Below are 13,743 nucleotides of genomic sequence, written 5' to 3'. Positions count from 1 at the left end.
GGTCGCGGTGTCCGCGCAACCGCAAGCATCAGCCACGGTTCAGACCGACCCGCCGGTGCCTACAGCTGCACCTAAAGGGGGAGAGGACGGCAAGGCGCGCGTCAGCATCTATCTCGATCCAATCATTCGCGACCATGCACGTGCCACATACAAAGCCACAGCACACTTGGCGGGGGACCGGTCGTGGTCAGAGTTTGTCGAGCGCGCTATCGCAGCCGAAACAGCTCGACGTGAAGAGCAGTACAACGAGGGACAGGAGTACCGCATCACAGGCGACACTCGACTGAGCCCCGGTCGGCCGATTACATAGCCACGATGCAGTGGTCTGGCACCTCTTGCCTAAGTTAAGACAATCTGCCAACGCAAGTCTTCTCCCAGATCGCATAAGCCCCACTAAACCCAATAAGACGGGCAAGTCATCTACGTGGCCAGTGAAAAATTGCGCCCTGTGATGGAACCAGGGTCTGCCCCGACTTTGGTTGATGCTCGGGGGTTGGGGTAGTTAGGCCGCGGTAGCGGCTTTGTTGATCATCTCAAACTCGACCGGGGTGAGTTTGCCGAGGCCTCGTTGGCGGCGCCTTCGGTTGTATTTCGTCTCGATCCAGGTCACGATCGCCAGGCGGAGATCCTGCCGGCTGTCCCAGCGTTTCGTGTTCAGCACGTTCTTCTGCAACAGGGCGAAGAAGCTTTCCATTGAGGCGATGGTCTCGGCTGGGTCGTCGAATTTGTCCATCAACTCCTGGACGAGGGCGGAAGCACGGTCGATGTCTGGCATGTTCGAAGGCTAACGTCCGATTAGTTCGGAGACGTCGCAAGCTCAAAAACGATCGTTATTCGACAGGTCGACGCCGACCGAGGCCACCCTTGATTTTCCGCAGGCGAGGAACAGTATCAGAGGCGTGTTTGGGCGTGATTCGCGGTCGGGTCGGAGTCTTCCATTTCGGGCACGGCGTGGAGCTCGCCGCGCTCCGCCGTGGATGTGAGTGCTTGGAGCCAGGCCCGGTTGATGCGGGGTGGGCGGCCGCCATAGAAGTCGAACTCTAGGGGGATGTGCGGGGAGAGCCAGATGGTTCCGCGGCCGCTGCCGTCGGCGGCGTCGTTTTCCCAGGAGAAGGCGAAGCACTCAGTTCGGCGAAGTTTGGTGAGGATCACGATCTTGAGGTGGGCCAGTAGGCGGTCTTCGATTTCGAGTTCGCGCTGGTGAGTGCCGTAGAGCAGCTTCCCCATGATGGTGTCTTTCTGGTCGGGACAGTGGGCGTGCGGTTGTGAACGATTGTCACAGACCAGACGCATCCCTGGGGCCGATCACGTGGTGTTGCTCGACCGAGACGTACTTGCCCGTGTGTTCGGCGGCGTCATTGGCCTGCTGCTCTGATTCGAAGATCCCGACCACCTCGGATTGGTCACCATCGACGCTCAGCACCACCCACACGTTGCTAGACATCTACCCAGTGAGCACCCGTAGGGCGGTCGATAGACGGGGTTGACGAGAATGCTGGGAAGTGCGGGGAGCGTGCAGGAGGTGTGACGGTTCCGGGTGTCGGGTGGAAGAATCGTGACGTACGAGCCAGCAGCGGGCATGCGCTTGGAAGTCATCGCCACCGGCAGGCCCGGTGTTCTTCGCGCTCTGGCCGATGACGGGCACTGGAAGCTCATTCTCGACGAACTCGACGATATGACAGAGTTCGGCCTCGACGAGCTCGGCTTCGATTGCTGACCTGCGTCAGAGAAGCGCTAGGGGGATCAGAAGGACCATGATCCCGGCGGTGATAGTCGCGACCAGCGCCAGGCCGAGCAGCAACATTCCAAGCAGCGCCCACACGCTCCGCACCGGCTTCCACCCTTCAAGATCTGTCAACAGCGGTTCACTCATTGTGCCCCGCACCCCACTTCTCGCAATGCCAAATTCAGGCTGTCATTGATCACGTTTCGGTTGCATCATCGGTGCCGCCTCGGGCGACAGCGTGCGCGCGGTCGGAGCCAACCGCCGGATCTCAAATGGTTCCTGCCCGTGCCGCATTATTGGGGCGCGTGCGTCGGGTAGCGCCGGTGCGGTATGCGGGTGAGGGGGGCAGAGTGGGAAGGGGTGTCGCAGCAGCGGCGCGAACGAATAGGAGGTGCCCTGATGGGTGCAGACGACAAAGTGCAGAACGCGGCCGAAGATCTCGGCGGCAAGGCCAAGGAAGCCTTCGGCAAGGCCACCAACGATGACTCCAAGGTGGCCGAGGGCAAGGCCGATCAGGCCAGCGCCGATGTGAAGAAGGCTGGCGAGAACGTCAAGGACGCGTTCAAGAACTAGCCGACCACTGAACAACGAAAAGGCCCGCCCCCGGAGTGGGGGCGGGCCTTTCGTTTAGGTATGTCGGCACCTAAATCTGCGGGGGAGGAGTCGTCTTCTGTTCGTCGACGGCGATGCGTTCCTTCCGTACGTCGGCGGTGATCTCGTGTTCTTCGGTGACGGTTGTGGTCTCCAGGTGCACCTTCGCGACGGGCACCTTTTCCTTGGACACGACCAGTCGCTCCTCCCAAAGCACCCCGTCATCATCGAGCTGCTGTGCTGGTGTTTCACCCGCCGCAGTGTCATCGCTGACGGCGGCCTCGTCGTGGGCGGTGTCGTCGTGGTTCACTGGTGGGTGCGCCGAGTGCTGCTCGGGGGTTGCTGTCCCGGCGTAGTGACGGGTCAGCTCCTGCTCCTGGGTGGGGTCGAGGCCGCCGTCGCCGTCGGGGCGTGGGGCGTTTTTGACGAGGTCTTTGTCGTAGGGGACGTAGACGTCGTCGTGCTCCCAGGTGGCCTCGTGGAGCGGGACGTACGTGGTGTGCCGTCCAAGGGTACCGACGTGCACTTCGGCCCAGGTGGGGTGCCCGTCGCCGGCATCGACGAGCACCTGCGAGATGCGGCCGATCTTCTCCTCGTCGGGACCGTAGAGGGTGGCGCCGACGATGCTTTGAATGTTCGTGGAGGGAAGCACGCGCCTCACCGTCCCAGGCCAGCGCGGTCGACCTTGCGGTGGAACCGCATCCCCGCAGCCCCACCTAGCAGCGCGCCGGCGAGGCTGGCGAGGGCGAGCACGATGGCGGTGATGATGCCGGTGGCCGTGAGTGCGCCTTCGTTGATGGGGATGCGGGGGAAGCTGTTGAGGTTGCCGAGGAGGTTGAACTGGCTGCCGGCGATCGCCCCGATGATAGCGACGACGATCGCGATCACGACCGCCCACAGCCACACGGCCAGACCCTGTTTGACGCCATCGAAGCGGGCCATCCGGCCGGCGACGTAGCCGCCGGCGAAGTAGGAGATCAGCAGCACGACGACGAGGGCGATGGCGCCGATGATACCGATCGTCGTGGTGTCGCCCTCGTCGAGGTTCTCGACGTTGTCGGTGGTGCCGAGTCCGAGGGCGGCGCCGGTGGCGGCGACGAGGGCGGTGAGGATGACGCCGGTTCCGGTGGCGGTCAGCCAGCCGAAGAACGCGGACCCGAACTTGAACCCGCCGAACTTCTCCTTCTCCCGGGTCACAACCTCCTCGCGGAGGGTGCCCCGCTCCTCGAGCGGCACCGACCCGCCGGCCGCGGGCACGGACCCGCCCGTGGCCGGCACGGACCCGGCCGCGGCTGTGGTGTTGTCGTTGTTCGTCATCGTCATGCTTTTCGTCGCAGCGCGAGCGGCTAGATCCGCGGCGTAGTGCCGTCGGATGCTTCGGTGGTGCCGGTGGTGGTGTCGCCGTCGATGTCGATGCGTTCCTTGCGGACGTCGCCGGTGACGGTCTCCTGGTCGGTGACCGTCTCGGTCTCCAGCCGCACCCGCTCGACCGGGACGGCTTCGGTGTCGGTGACCACGCGGTCACCGGTGAGGACGACCTCGTGGTCTTCTTCGCTGATGTCCGGCCCGTCGAGGGCGTCGCCGATGTTGCCGTCGGTGATGGGTTCGGTGACGACGCGGACTTCTTCGTGGCTGACGGGGACGGTGACGGTCTCCTGCTCGGTGACGACGTACTTGTGCAGGCGCGCTCGGCCGGTCTCGACCCGCTCCGTGCCGACCCGCAGGTGTTCCTCCGAGCGGGTGATCGCGTCGTCCGTGTTCGGCCCGGAGGTGTCGTGACCGACGGTCGCGTCGGTGTCGGTGCCGGTGGTGTCGTAGTCGGTGGTCGTCGACCCGGAGCTGAAGCCGTAGTAGGTGTAGAGGGCGTCGGTGTCGTTCTGGTCGAGTTCGCCGTCGGTGTCGACGCGGGGGGCGTCTTTGACGAAGGCCTTGGTGTAGCTGACGCGGACGTCGTCGTTGCCGTCGAAGGTGGCCTCGGTGGCCGGAACGAACGACTCGCCGGTGCCGAACAGGCCGGTCTTCACGGTGATCCAGGACGCGCCGCCCGTGGCGGGGTCGGTGAAGATCTGGCCGACGGAGCCGATCTTGTCACCGTCGTTGTCGTACACGGTGGCACCGGTGAGGGCGTTGAGGTTGCTGCTGTCGATCATGAGTTACTCCAATGATTCGTTGCATGCGTCCGTCGGATGGCAGACGTTGTCAGTGGGCTCCTTGGCACACGATTCGCCAACCCACTTGACGTGGTTTCATTTGTTGTTCGTGTCGGTGTCACTCTCGCCGTGCTGCTGGCGGATGCGACGCCCCTCCTCGACGTCTTTCTGTTCCTTCGCGGCGATCTTGTCGCTCTTGCGGGTGTCGCGAGGGGGCAGCTGAATGTCTTCCTCGGCGGCGATGCCGGCCTGTAGCTGGCGGCCGCGCTCGAGTTCGGCGTCGAACTCGGCGCCGAAGAGGATGGCGTTGTTCACGATCCACAGCCAGAGGAGGAAGATGACGACTCCGGCGAGGGAGCCGTAGTTCTTGTCGTAGTTGGAGAAGTTCGCCACATAGAACCCGAACGCCACAGTGGCGATTGCGAGCACGACGAGTGCGAGGAGAGCGCCCATGCTCATCCACCGGAACTTCGGCTGCTTCGCGTTCGGTGTGGCGTAGTAAAGGATCGCGAGGATCAGCACGAGCACCAGGGCGAGAACCGGCCATTTCGCGATCGACCAGACCACCGTCGCCGTCTCTCCGATACCGAGGGCTGAGCCCACGGCATCCGCCACCGGCCCGGATACGACCAGGATGATCGCGGCGATCACGATCAGCACGAGCGCGACGACGGTCACGAGCAGCTGCACCGGCTTGAGCTTCCAGAACGGCCGGCCTTCTTCGATCTCGTAGATGCGGTTCATCGCGCGGCTGAACGCGGTGACATAGCCAGACGCGGACCAGATGGCCACGATCAGGCCGCTGATCAGGGCGAAGCCGGCCGCGGGGGAGGAGGCGAATTGCTCGATGGGGCCGCGGATGATGTCCGCGGTGCCGCCTGGGGCGACGTCGTCGACGATGCCGAGGATCGCGTCGGACGCGGCCTGTCCCTGACCGACGACGCCGAGGAGGGAGAAGATCGCGATCAGTGCCGGGAATAGGGCGAGGACGGCGTAGTAGGTGAGGCTCGCGGCGATGTCGGTGCACTGGTCGGCGGAGAACTCGCGTGCGGTCTTCTTCAGCACGTAGACCCAGGACCGCTTCTTCAGATCGGTGGGGCCATCGGGCTTTCGGGAATCGTCTGGGTCGGGCGCGTTCTTGTTCGCCCGCTTAGTGGCGGATTCGGTACTCATCGGCGTCCTCAAATCGAAAGTGCTGCAGGTCGTATGTGCTGGTGGGGGAGTGGAACGGCGGTGGCCGGCGCGAGCCGTGCCACCGCCGTTCGCAGGGTGACTGCCGGTCAGCTGTTCTGGACGGTGTCCTTGGACTGCTGGGCCTGATCCTTGACCTCGTCGGCCGCTGACGTCGCTTCCGACTTGACGTTGTCGACGGCGCCGGTCGCAGCATCCTTCACCGCGGCCGCGGCGTCCTGGGCCGGCTCCTTGAGGTGCTCGCCGACCTCTTTGGCCGCGTCGGTGACCTGGTCGACGAGGGGCTGCGCCTGCTCCTTGATGTTCGACGCGACCTCCTTCTCCTTCGTCGACGCCGGAATCAGCGACGCCGCGAGCAGGCCAACACCGAACGCGATCAGACCGACCGCGAGCGGATTGCCCTCAGCCTTCGCCTTTGCCGTGCTTGCGGCGTCCGAGATCGCCCCGGAGGCGTTGCCGCTGTGGTCGGAGAGGGAGGACTTCGCGTCGTCGGCAACGCCGAAGACGCGGTCCTTGACGGAGCCGACGGCTTCTTTGACCTTGTCGGTCTGGCGGCCGACGATCTTGGAGGGGGTGACCTTGTCGGCCAGCGCGTCGACGTCGCCGCCGAGCTCGGTGCGCGTCTGTTCGATGCGGGCGCGGATCTCTTCAGGTGAATCAGTCATCGGTTCTCCTCATTTCGCTTCAATGTCTCGGGGATCTTCTTCAAGGACTCGACGGTCTTCGGTGCCCCGTTGACCTCCTTGAGCTGCTTCTTTCCGACCAGGAACAGGATCAGGGCGATGATCGCCCAAATCGCGGTTACGACGAGGCCGGACCAACCGTTGCCGATCAGGGTGCCCAGCGCCCACCAGCCGGCGATCGATAGGAACAGGATCGCCATCAGGGCGGCGTACCCGGCCCCGCCGAGCATCCCTGCACCCTTTCCGGCGCGAGTCGCGGACTGTTTCAGTTCGGCTTTCGCGAGCTCGAGCTCTTGCCGCATCAAGGTGGAGAGGTCTTTCGTGACCTCTCCGAGCAGATCGCCCAGCGAGGTGTTCGCTGCCTTCTGCTCCGACGGCGTGTACTCGTCAGTCATCGCGGATACTCATCCCCGGGGAGCGTGTACCCGTCATCGTTCAGCGTTGAGGCCCGCTGGTTGTAGAGAGGGGTGTCGTCGACGAGACCCGGCGTGCTGGTGACGGGCGGGTCGACGACCGGCGGCGGCGTCACGACGGGGGCACTCGTAGCCGTGCTCGGCGCCGATGCTTCGGTTTCCTTCTCATCGGCGGCGACACCGGCGAGAGAGCGGGTGAGGCGTCCCGCAACGACTCCAGCGATCGCCGCGACGGCAATGAAGGTGCCGGGCTTTCGTCGAGCGTAGGACTTGACCTCGTTCAGCAGGGAACCCGGATCGCGGGCATCCAGCCAGGATGCGGCGCTGCCGGCACGGTCGGACACCTGACGCACCAGGTCGGTGGCGAGACCCTGCTGCTCCGAACCGCTGGCCATGGAACCGAGCTCATCACCGAGCGAGCGGAGACCGGATGCGACGCGTTGCTGCTGCACCCCGGCCTGCTCCTTCAGCTCTGACTGGGTCTGCGCGAACAAATCTTTCGCCTGCGACTTGGCCTCGTGGGCGACGTTCTTCGCCTCGTCCTTCGCGGTGCCTGCGACGTTGCTGGCCTGCTCGGCGGCGGTGTCTTTCAGGTTGGCGGCCTCCTGCTTGGCCGTGTCGACCTTTCCCTGGTCATCGTTCGCGGGGGGCTCGAAGCCGCCCTGCGGCGCAGGAACATAACTTTCCGACATAGTTTTCCCTCTCGATCACCCAACCGGTCTGGCGGGTACTCACAGCTCTACCCCTATTCGGGAGAAACGGAGCCCCCTAGACAGAACGCCAAGTCGACACGTGACCTGTAGTTTTGACTCGGGATGAGCGAGTCAGACGCGCACGGAGCGGCCAAGCTCGGGGAATTGCTGGATAGCCATGTCCAGGCCGGGCAATGGCCGGACGTTGTGGCAATCCTCGACGAGCACTGGGGGGCCGTCCTGTCCTCTGACCCGGCAGCAATCCAGCGAGCGGTCAACGCACTTCCGGAAACGGTGCTGGAAGCCAATCCGCGATGGGCGCTGGCCGCTGACTACGTAAACCGGTACGTGACGAACGGCAGCACTCCGACAACGATCTTCCGCGGGACCGCACCGACCCCAGAACCAACCAACCTCCTCGACGTTCTGGCCCAGCTGACCAGCAAAATCGCGGCACGCCGTGCCGGCGGCCGGTACGCGGACGCAGTCGACACGGCACGTGAAGCGAGGTCGTTGCTTGACGACGCCGACGACGCCACGCGCGCCAGTCTCAAGCAGGCGCTTCCGGAGATTGTGTTCCAGTGGGCGATGGCCTGGGAGTACTACGGAGACACCGACCGCGCGACCCGCGAATACACCGAAAGCTTCGACGCAGCCGCCGCCATCGGGCACCGGATCGCAGAAGCATCCGCCGCCGGCGCACTGGCCTGGATGCACGGCCTCGCCGGCCGCAACATCCAGGCGCGGATGTGGCTGAACCGCCTTCCCGACACCGACGGAGAATGGTGGGGCAACCGCGCATCAGTTACAGCACGGTTCGCCCAAGCGCAGCTGTTCATCGACGATCTCGACATCGAGACCGCCCGCGACGAGCTTGCCCGCGTGAATCTTGCCGGCGTGCCGGAGCGGTGGCCAGCACAGAAGTACCTGCTTGCCCTGACGGAGACCGACCCGGCACGATGCGTCGACCTCCTCACCCAGATCGACTCGTCGGCCGCATCGCTGCCCGCGGATGCCCTCCAGGGAGGAGCCTGGGCGCCATTCGTCGCCATCGCTCGATCGATTCTGCTGTCTCGGCTCGAGAACTGGCCCGGCGCCAGAGCCGCTCTCAATGACGTCGCCATCACCTCACGCGACGTCGATTTCGGAATCCTGCAGATCCGCCTCTGGAAAGCCGCCGCTCACCTTCTCACCGGAGACGTCACGCGAGCCCGGCGTAAGGCCACCGTCCTCGTCGGCGCCTCGACCGCTTCACCTCGAATCCTCGTAGGGGCTCTCGCCGTCGCCGGTGCGGCGGCGTGCCGGCTGGGTGAGACCGACGCAGCCAGAAAGCAGGTCAGCATGGCACTCCGACTCGCCGACCAGCACCGCCTCTACGTGCCCCTGACAATCGTCCCCGCCGCAGATTGGGCCTCGTTGTTCGAGCTCCTGCCCGACCCATTACCCACCGATATCCGGAATGCGCTTCTTTCCGACAGCCTCAGCACCGGCGCCGACCCGTTCCTGCGATTGAGCCCACGAGAACTTGCGGTCGCGCGAAGCGTCGCGTCCCACCACAGCATGGACGAGGTCGCCGCCCAGCTGTTCGTATCCCGGAACACCGTCAAGACGCAGCTGCGGAGCGTCTACCGCAAGCTCGATGTTCGATCGCGCGCATCCCTTGAAGAACTCGCTCTCCGACACGGTTACCTCAACCCCGAGGAGTAGCCCTCCGCTGCCGCCAGGCCGCTTCCGTCGTGACGAGACCGGTGGGATGGTGAGGATGACGGACGAAGCCCGTTACGAACTCATGATCGCGTCCGAGCTGTTTACGTTCCTCGAGGCCCGCTCGAGGGAGCACATCCCAACACGCGGATCACCCGCCCAGAAGCCTCGACAGCTTTAGTCGGCGGAGCGGCGCCGCGCAGCGCGCAGAAGTGGGGGAGCGACGGCCCAGATGATCACCGCGAGGACGAGCACGACGCCTGCGGCCCAGAAGCCCGCTTCCGGGGAGATCACGAAGTCGAAGATGAACAGCACGATTCCGACGAACAACAGTGATGCGGCGGCGAGGCAGATGATCAGGATGATGCTGGAGGTTTGGACGAGCTGCTTCTTTGCCTTCTGCCGGAACAGCAGCCGGTGCATCGTCACCGGTGCCAACGCCAGCAACGTGATCACCGCGGCGAGAATTACCAGCACCAGGTAGAGAGTGTGATCCAACCGGCTCAGCTCGGTGAACCTCTGCTGGAAAGGCAGTGTCAGGAGGAATCCGGCGAGGATCTGGGTGCCGGTCTGGAGTACCCGGAACTCCTGCAGGAGTTCGTTCCAGTTGCGGTCGTACCGCTCGTTTGGACTCTCATCCCGGTCATCCGCAGGATCGGCATCCACGGCTATCTCGTCTCCCACGGGGGCTCCTTCACTGACTCCGGTGCGCTTCCCGTCAACGAGGTCGCGCACTGCTATTGTCGCGATCACCATGAGCTACACCGGTGTACGACAGGCCCCCAGTACCAGACGGCGGTGCCACACCACGACCGGCACCCTTCTTGTCGCTGTCGGACTTGCGGGACTGCTCACGGGATGTTCCTCGCTCGAACCCGACAGCGCCGCCGCCACGGGAGCCGTCAGCGGGTTCTTCGCTGCGCTCGACGCCGGCGATGGCGATGCCGCTTGCGCGCTGCTGAATGACAGTGCCCATGAAGCGGTGGAAGACACCACCGGGACTGGGTGCGCCGAGGGGATTCTCACCCTCGGTGTCGACACGGCGTCGCCTGCGAACTCGGTCGAGGTCTACAGCCGCGCCGCGTACGCGCAAACCGGGGACACGGCGGTATTCCTCACCGTCGGCGATGACGGGTGGCTCATCCGCGCCGCCGGATGCACCCCGGTCGAGGATGCTCCGTTCGACTGCGTTCTGAATGGGAGCTGACATGCGCACGATGTTCACGTCCTACCTGGTACTGATCGTCGTCGGCTTGGTGGCCTGCTTCACGATTGGGCTGTTGCACCGGTGAGCGGGATGAAGCAATTCGTCCGCGACAACAGCCTCACCCTGTTTTTCGGGATCATCTTCCTGGCCGCGCTGATCGGGCAGTCCTTCGCGGGACTTGCCGCCTACAACGACACCCAGGTCGCCGAAGGGCTCCTGAAGATCGGGTATTGGCGATTCGTAACGTCGTCGAACTTCGCCGTCGATGTCGCCGAGAACTGGCAATCCGAATACCTCCAGTTCTTCCTCTACATCTGGGCCACCGTGTGGCTCATCCAGCGCGGCTCACCCGAATCGAAACAGCCCGGCAAGGAAGGCAAAGAGACCGACCAGGAGCAGAAGATCGGCCGTTACGCCGAGCCAGGGTCACCACGGTGGGCGGCCGCTGACGGGTTCCGTCGCGTGCTGTTCTCTCACTCGCTACTGATCGTGATGGGGTCGATCTTCCTGCTGTCCTGGCTCGCCCAATCCGTCACCGGGACGATCGCCTACAACGAGGAGCAACTCACCAGCCTCGAAGCACCCGTTAGCTGGATCGGGTATGTATTCTCGGCGGACTTCTGGAACCGGACCCTGCAGAACTGGCAGTCCGAGTTCCTGGCCGTCGGAAGCATGGCCGCGCTAGCGATCTATCTTCGCGAACGGGGGTCGAGCGAATCCAAGAAGGTCGGCGACCCCCACCACGAAACCGGCACCTAACCCCGATCCCTGCAGGGACGGAACCAGACTTCAGCCGGCTAAGGCGATGGTTACTTTCTAAGCTTTTTGTGTGCTTTCTTTGCGACGGTTTCTGCCGCTTTCACGCGGGTGCCGATGATGTATCCGGTGATCCCCACCGCGATCACGGCGATCCAGACCAGGGGTTTGGGCATGACTTCTCTCCTTGCGTAGGTGTCAGGCGTTCACGAGCGCGCGGATGCCGTCAGCGAGATCAGCGTGCTCTTCCGGTGGAACCTGGTTGGCGGCGGCGGCGGGAACGAATCCGGCGCTGTCCGCGGTCCGCCGGGCGATATATCCGACGACGGTATCTCCGGGCTCGGAGACCACCTCCAGGTCGTACGCGACCTGGCTGCCTTGCAGCCGGTACGTTTCCCCGTCGACGACGACCTGCATTGGTTTCCGCAGCACGTCGTCAATGAAGTTCCCGCCCGTCGATGTCACGACGCGACCAGAAGCTGTGCAGGCAGGCGGTGTGCAAGCCCTGACGGGTTTTCGACCGGGGTGCCGTCTGGTTCTGTTCCCTCATCGGGGTCGACCTCATCGGGGGTGGGGGTGTGGTCGGGGCGGGGATCACTCATCGTCAGCTCCGCCGCCCGATGCGGTGTCTTCCCCGTCGCTGGAGGTGCTGCCGTCAGAGCTTGATCCGTCCGGAATTTCATCTGCGTCAGGTCGGCCCTTGTCGTTGTGTGTGGTCATGATTCCTCCATGCAACTGACGCTACGCCCGCCCGTCCTTTCCCGGACCGGCTTGACGCAAGCAACCCAACGCTGCGGTTGCGTCATCGCGGTGGAAGGATGGGGTCGTGTTCGAAGGCTTCACGGTCGAAGACGTTCAGGTCGATAGAGCGCGACTGCACGTGCGTCACGGTGGCGAGGGGCCACCGGTGCTGTTGCTGCACGGGCATCCGCGGACCGGTGCCACTTGGCACAAGGTCGCACCCCGTCTTGTCGAGGCCGGGTTCACGGTCGTCTGCCCCGACCTCACCGGATACGGGGCCTCACCGCTACAGATGGTTGCGAGACACTTCGTGAAGGTTGCTCGGCGCAAGGGATATTTGACGCGCACGAGAGCGTTGCAATGGATCGCGCTCGCGAAGAACTCTTGCGCAACGAACCGGCATGGATCGCTAGACGGTCTGCGGTGATCTTGTCGCGTGATCGGCATTGGCGGCCTGGTGGCGGTAGAGCGTGGCTCGGCTCCAGCCGACGAGCTGCGCGGCTTCCGCTGCGGTCTTGCCTGCAGCGCGAGCGGTCGCAACGATCGCCAGCTTCTCGCCCACCACGCCTGGGTCGGACGTGGGTCGGCCGAATCTCGTGCCGGCTTCGCGTGCGACTGCGATGCCGGCGTTGACGCGTTCGACGATGAGCTCGCGTTCGTACTCGGCAAGGGTGGCGAGCATGTTCAGCATCAGCCGTCCCGTGGATGTTGCTGGGTCGATTCCGTCGGAGATGGATCGCACGTTGATGCCGGCGTCGCGGAGTCCGTTGACGGTGTTGAGGACGTCGATCAGAGATCGACCGAGCCGGTCGACTCGCCAGACGACGACGGTGTCGCCGGGTTCGGCGTACTCGAGCAGTTGCTGCATCCCAGGTCGTGATCCGGCCGCTTTGCTGCCGGACATGACGTCGGCAAAGATGTCGCGTTTCTGGACCCCTATAGAGAGGAGTGAATCAATCTGGAGTTGCGGGTCCTGATTGGTGGTGCTGACCCTGGTGTAGCCAAGAAGCCTCATGGAGCCATCTTGTCCCACAAACCCCTGAACTCGGGTTTGAGACACGCTGAGTGGTGAGACGACTTTCCGAGACGTTCGATGGTGCCGAGAATTCGGGGCAGGGGAGTGGTGGCCTCGAGCTGCGGTTGGTGTCTTGGAAAGCTTTAGGTTTTCGAGACTTCGCTCATGCGGGCTGCGACGAAACCCTGATAGGGCAACGTCGGCGCAGCTGGTCGTCATACCGCCGGCGAGCAGCTCGACGTGATGGAGGTTGGGTGGGGCTGTTCAGGGATTGAGGTGGCTGGCGAGGACGCGGAGTTCGGTGAAAGTCTCATCGAGTACCTCGTGGAGGACGCCGGTCCCGGTGGACCATCTGCGGATGGCAGTGCTGAATGCGTCCATTCCCACCCGTGCGGAGAGTAGTGCTGTGGGGGAGGTGACGCCTCGTTGCTCGAGGATGCTCGCGACGAGGTCGACCAGCGCAGCTGCTTTGGCGTGTTCGCGTTCACGCAGAGCGGGAGCGGCTTGGATGATCGGGGCGCGCAGTTCGGCGAGCGGGCGGTTCTTCTCGATCAGCGGAACGACACCATGGAAGCCCTGTTTCAGCGCCGGCAGTGGCTCGAGATCCGTGGGCACGGCAGCGAGTGCCTCGACGATGATCTCGCGCAACTCCTGCTCGCTGGCGAAGAGGACTTCACGCTTGTCGGGGAAGTGCCGGAAGTAGGTTCGTTCGGTGACCCCGGCACGAGAGGCGATCTCAGCGGTCGTCGTCCCCTCGTAGCCGCGCTCGGTAAACAACTCGAGCGCCGCTTCCTCCAAGCGCTTGCGTACGACTCGTCCGTCTCGTGGCATGAAGGAATCGTATCAGGGTTGCGTCAGTCGCTGACTATACGTA

General features: G+C 64.2%; 20 protein-coding genes and 2 pseudogenes. 6 read left to right on the top strand and 16 right to left on the bottom strand.

The genetic code is table 11. The annotated features are described in order from the left end of the window. Positions 1-502: 502 nt before the first annotated feature. From ABFY20_RS20365 to ABFY20_RS20355, 3 genes and pseudogenes are all read right to left on the bottom strand, one after another. Positions 503-700: pseudogene (locus ABFY20_RS20365) on the bottom strand (IS3 family transposase); the annotation flags it as partial. Positions 701-891: 191 nt separating this feature from the next. Further along, positions 892-1,227 carry an ATP-dependent DNA ligase gene (locus ABFY20_RS20360; protein WP_368499969.1) on the bottom strand — a complete coding sequence of 112 codons (336 nt, stop codon included), beginning with the start codon at positions 1,225-1,227 and terminating at the stop codon, positions 892-894. A 49-nt stretch (positions 1,228-1,276) separates the two neighbouring features. Then, positions 1,277-1,444 (bottom strand): hypothetical protein, encoded by a 168-nt coding sequence (locus tag ABFY20_RS20355; RefSeq protein WP_368499968.1) that lies wholly within the window; start codon positions 1,442-1,444, stop codon positions 1,277-1,279. A gap of 111 nt (positions 1,445-1,555) precedes the next feature. Between ABFY20_RS20355 and ABFY20_RS20350 the strand changes: the two genes are divergently transcribed. Further along, the gene (locus tag ABFY20_RS20350; RefSeq protein ID WP_368499967.1) at positions 1,556-1,717 is read left to right on the top strand and encodes a hypothetical protein; all 162 of its coding nucleotides are present in this window, start codon (positions 1,556-1,558) and stop codon (positions 1,715-1,717) included. Between the two features lie 6 nt (positions 1,718-1,723). Here ABFY20_RS20350 and ABFY20_RS20345 read toward each other — a convergent pair whose 3' ends face one another. Beyond that, positions 1,724-1,873 (bottom strand): hypothetical protein, encoded by a 150-nt coding sequence (locus ABFY20_RS20345; protein WP_368499965.1) that lies wholly within the window; start codon positions 1,871-1,873, stop codon positions 1,724-1,726. 252 nt (positions 1,874-2,125) lie between these two features. Between ABFY20_RS20345 and ABFY20_RS20340 the strand changes: the two genes are divergently transcribed. Then, positions 2,126-2,299, top strand: a complete 174-nt coding sequence (locus ABFY20_RS20340) for a CsbD family protein (RefSeq protein ID WP_368499964.1) — start codon at positions 2,126-2,128, stop codon at positions 2,297-2,299. Positions 2,300-2,369: 70 nt separating this feature from the next. Here ABFY20_RS20340 and ABFY20_RS20335 read toward each other — a convergent pair whose 3' ends face one another. From ABFY20_RS20335 to ABFY20_RS20305, 7 genes are all read right to left on the bottom strand, one after another. Continuing rightward, the gene (locus ABFY20_RS20335; RefSeq protein WP_368499963.1) at positions 2,370-2,969 is read right to left on the bottom strand and encodes a PRC-barrel domain-containing protein; all 600 of its coding nucleotides are present in this window, start codon (positions 2,967-2,969) and stop codon (positions 2,370-2,372) included. Positions 2,970-2,974: 5 nt separating this feature from the next. Next, positions 2,975-3,634 carry a hypothetical protein gene (locus ABFY20_RS20330; protein ID WP_368499962.1) on the bottom strand — a complete coding sequence of 220 codons (660 nt, stop codon included), beginning with the start codon at positions 3,632-3,634 and terminating at the stop codon, positions 2,975-2,977. Positions 3,635-3,663: 29 nt separating this feature from the next. Next, positions 3,664-4,467, bottom strand: a complete 804-nt coding sequence (locus tag ABFY20_RS20325) for a PRC and DUF2382 domain-containing protein (RefSeq protein WP_368499961.1) — start codon at positions 4,465-4,467, stop codon at positions 3,664-3,666. A 96-nt stretch (positions 4,468-4,563) separates the two neighbouring features. Further along, on the bottom strand, positions 4,564-5,640 hold the full coding sequence (locus tag ABFY20_RS20320; RefSeq protein WP_368499960.1) for a YihY/virulence factor BrkB family protein: 1,077 nt from the start codon (positions 5,638-5,640) through the stop codon (positions 4,564-4,566). Positions 5,641-5,747: 107 nt separating this feature from the next. Beyond that, entirely contained in the window at positions 5,748-6,323 is a 576-nt protein-coding gene (locus tag ABFY20_RS20315) for a DUF3618 domain-containing protein (protein WP_368499959.1), read from the bottom strand. After that, complete coding sequence (locus tag ABFY20_RS20310) at positions 6,320-6,736, bottom strand: phage holin family protein (protein ID WP_368499958.1); 417 nt, start codon at positions 6,734-6,736, stop codon at positions 6,320-6,322. Before ABFY20_RS20310 ends, ABFY20_RS20315 begins: the two co-directional genes overlap by 4 nt. After that, positions 6,733-7,446: a hypothetical protein gene (locus ABFY20_RS20305; RefSeq protein WP_368499957.1), complete on the bottom strand. Its 714-nt coding sequence runs from the start codon at positions 7,444-7,446 to the stop codon at positions 6,733-6,735. Before ABFY20_RS20305 ends, ABFY20_RS20310 begins: the two co-directional genes overlap by 4 nt. Before the next feature lie 123 nt (positions 7,447-7,569). On the opposite strand from ABFY20_RS20305, the gene ABFY20_RS20300 reads away from it, so the two are divergent. Further along, on the top strand, positions 7,570-9,153 hold the full coding sequence (locus ABFY20_RS20300) for a LuxR C-terminal-related transcriptional regulator (RefSeq protein WP_368499956.1): 1,584 nt from the start codon (positions 7,570-7,572) through the stop codon (positions 9,151-9,153). Positions 9,154-9,327: 174 nt separating this feature from the next. On the opposite strand, the gene ABFY20_RS20295 is transcribed toward ABFY20_RS20300, so the two are convergent. Further along, on the bottom strand, positions 9,328-9,834 hold the full coding sequence (locus ABFY20_RS20295) for a DUF6328 family protein (protein WP_368499955.1): 507 nt from the start codon (positions 9,832-9,834) through the stop codon (positions 9,328-9,330). 70 nt (positions 9,835-9,904) lie between these two features. On the opposite strand from ABFY20_RS20295, the gene ABFY20_RS20290 reads away from it, so the two are divergent. Together ABFY20_RS20290 and ABFY20_RS20285 are read left to right on the top strand one after the other, a co-directional pair. Continuing rightward, positions 9,905-10,357 (top strand): hypothetical protein, encoded by a 453-nt coding sequence (locus tag ABFY20_RS20290; RefSeq protein WP_368499954.1) that lies wholly within the window; start codon positions 9,905-9,907, stop codon positions 10,355-10,357. A 90-nt stretch (positions 10,358-10,447) separates the two neighbouring features. Next, complete coding sequence (locus ABFY20_RS20285) at positions 10,448-11,116, top strand: DUF6766 family protein (RefSeq protein WP_368499953.1); 669 nt, start codon at positions 10,448-10,450, stop codon at positions 11,114-11,116. A gap of 50 nt (positions 11,117-11,166) precedes the next feature. On the opposite strand, the gene ABFY20_RS20280 is transcribed toward ABFY20_RS20285, so the two are convergent. Next, the gene (locus ABFY20_RS20280) at positions 11,167-11,289 is read right to left on the bottom strand and encodes a hypothetical protein (protein ID WP_368499952.1); all 123 of its coding nucleotides are present in this window, start codon (positions 11,287-11,289) and stop codon (positions 11,167-11,169) included. A gap of 22 nt (positions 11,290-11,311) precedes the next feature. After that, positions 11,312-11,578, bottom strand: coding sequence for a hypothetical protein (locus tag ABFY20_RS20275; RefSeq protein WP_368499951.1), 267 nt, complete (start codon positions 11,576-11,578; stop codon positions 11,312-11,314). 361 nt (positions 11,579-11,939) lie between these two features. Between ABFY20_RS20275 and ABFY20_RS20270 the strand changes: the two are divergent. Continuing rightward, positions 11,940-12,137, top strand: a pseudogene (locus tag ABFY20_RS20270) (alpha/beta fold hydrolase); the annotation flags it as partial. A 126-nt stretch (positions 12,138-12,263) separates the two neighbouring features. Here the strand turns inward: ABFY20_RS20270 and ABFY20_RS20265 are convergent. Then, on the bottom strand, positions 12,264-12,869 hold the full coding sequence (locus tag ABFY20_RS20265; protein WP_368499950.1) for a recombinase family protein: 606 nt from the start codon (positions 12,867-12,869) through the stop codon (positions 12,264-12,266). Between the two features lie 264 nt (positions 12,870-13,133). Then, positions 13,134-13,700 carry a TetR/AcrR family transcriptional regulator gene (locus ABFY20_RS20260; protein WP_368499949.1) on the bottom strand — a complete coding sequence of 189 codons (567 nt, stop codon included), beginning with the start codon at positions 13,698-13,700 and terminating at the stop codon, positions 13,134-13,136. Positions 13,701-13,743 lie beyond the last annotated feature (43 nt).

Source organism: Herbiconiux sp. A18JL235 (genome assembly GCF_040939305.1).
Taxonomy (GTDB): domain Bacteria; phylum Actinomycetota; class Actinomycetes; order Actinomycetales; family Microbacteriaceae; genus Herbiconiux.
The sequence above is the reverse complement of the archived record's forward strand: the minus strand, read 5'-3'. Positions and strand labels throughout refer to the sequence as shown.

What these genes read in the sequence shown, in the direction of transcription:
- ABFY20_RS20360 (WP_368499969.1), bottom strand. Translation starts at nt 1,227, where the DNA reads ATGGGGAAGCTGCTCTACGGCACTCACCAGCGCGAACTCGAAATCGAA.
- ABFY20_RS20355 (WP_368499968.1), bottom strand. Translation starts at nt 1,444, where the DNA reads ATGTCTAGCAACGTGTGGGTGGTGCTGAGCGTCGATGGTGACCAATCC.
- ABFY20_RS20345 (WP_368499965.1), bottom strand. Translation starts at nt 1,873, where the DNA reads ATGAGTGAACCGCTGTTGACAGATCTTGAAGGGTGGAAGCCGGTGCGG.
- ABFY20_RS20340 (WP_368499964.1), top strand. Translation starts at nt 2,126, where the DNA reads ATGGGTGCAGACGACAAAGTGCAGAACGCGGCCGAAGATCTCGGCGGC.
- ABFY20_RS20330 (WP_368499962.1), bottom strand. Translation starts at nt 3,634, where the DNA reads ATGACGAACAACGACAACACCACAGCCGCGGCCGGGTCCGTGCCGGCC.
- ABFY20_RS20325 (WP_368499961.1), bottom strand. Translation starts at nt 4,467, where the DNA reads ATGATCGACAGCAGCAACCTCAACGCCCTCACCGGTGCCACCGTGTAC.
- ABFY20_RS20320 (WP_368499960.1), bottom strand. Translation starts at nt 5,640, where the DNA reads ATGAGTACCGAATCCGCCACTAAGCGGGCGAACAAGAACGCGCCCGAC.
- ABFY20_RS20315 (WP_368499959.1), bottom strand. Translation starts at nt 6,323, where the DNA reads ATGACTGATTCACCTGAAGAGATCCGCGCCCGCATCGAACAGACGCGC.
- ABFY20_RS20310 (WP_368499958.1), bottom strand. Translation starts at nt 6,736, where the DNA reads ATGACTGACGAGTACACGCCGTCGGAGCAGAAGGCAGCGAACACCTCG.
- ABFY20_RS20305 (WP_368499957.1), bottom strand. Translation starts at nt 7,446, where the DNA reads ATGTCGGAAAGTTATGTTCCTGCGCCGCAGGGCGGCTTCGAGCCCCCC.
- ABFY20_RS20300 (WP_368499956.1), top strand. Translation starts at nt 7,570, where the DNA reads ATGAGCGAGTCAGACGCGCACGGAGCGGCCAAGCTCGGGGAATTGCTG.
- ABFY20_RS20290 (WP_368499954.1), top strand. Translation starts at nt 9,905, where the DNA reads ATGAGCTACACCGGTGTACGACAGGCCCCCAGTACCAGACGGCGGTGC.
- ABFY20_RS20285 (WP_368499953.1), top strand. Translation starts at nt 10,448, where the DNA reads ATGAAGCAATTCGTCCGCGACAACAGCCTCACCCTGTTTTTCGGGATC.
- ABFY20_RS20280 (WP_368499952.1), bottom strand. Translation starts at nt 11,289, where the DNA reads ATGCCCAAACCCCTGGTCTGGATCGCCGTGATCGCGGTGGGGATCACC.
- ABFY20_RS20265 (WP_368499950.1), bottom strand. Translation starts at nt 12,869, where the DNA reads ATGAGGCTTCTTGGCTACACCAGGGTCAGCACCACCAATCAGGACCCG.
- ABFY20_RS20260 (WP_368499949.1), bottom strand. Translation starts at nt 13,700, where the DNA reads ATGCCACGAGACGGACGAGTCGTACGCAAGCGCTTGGAGGAAGCGGCG.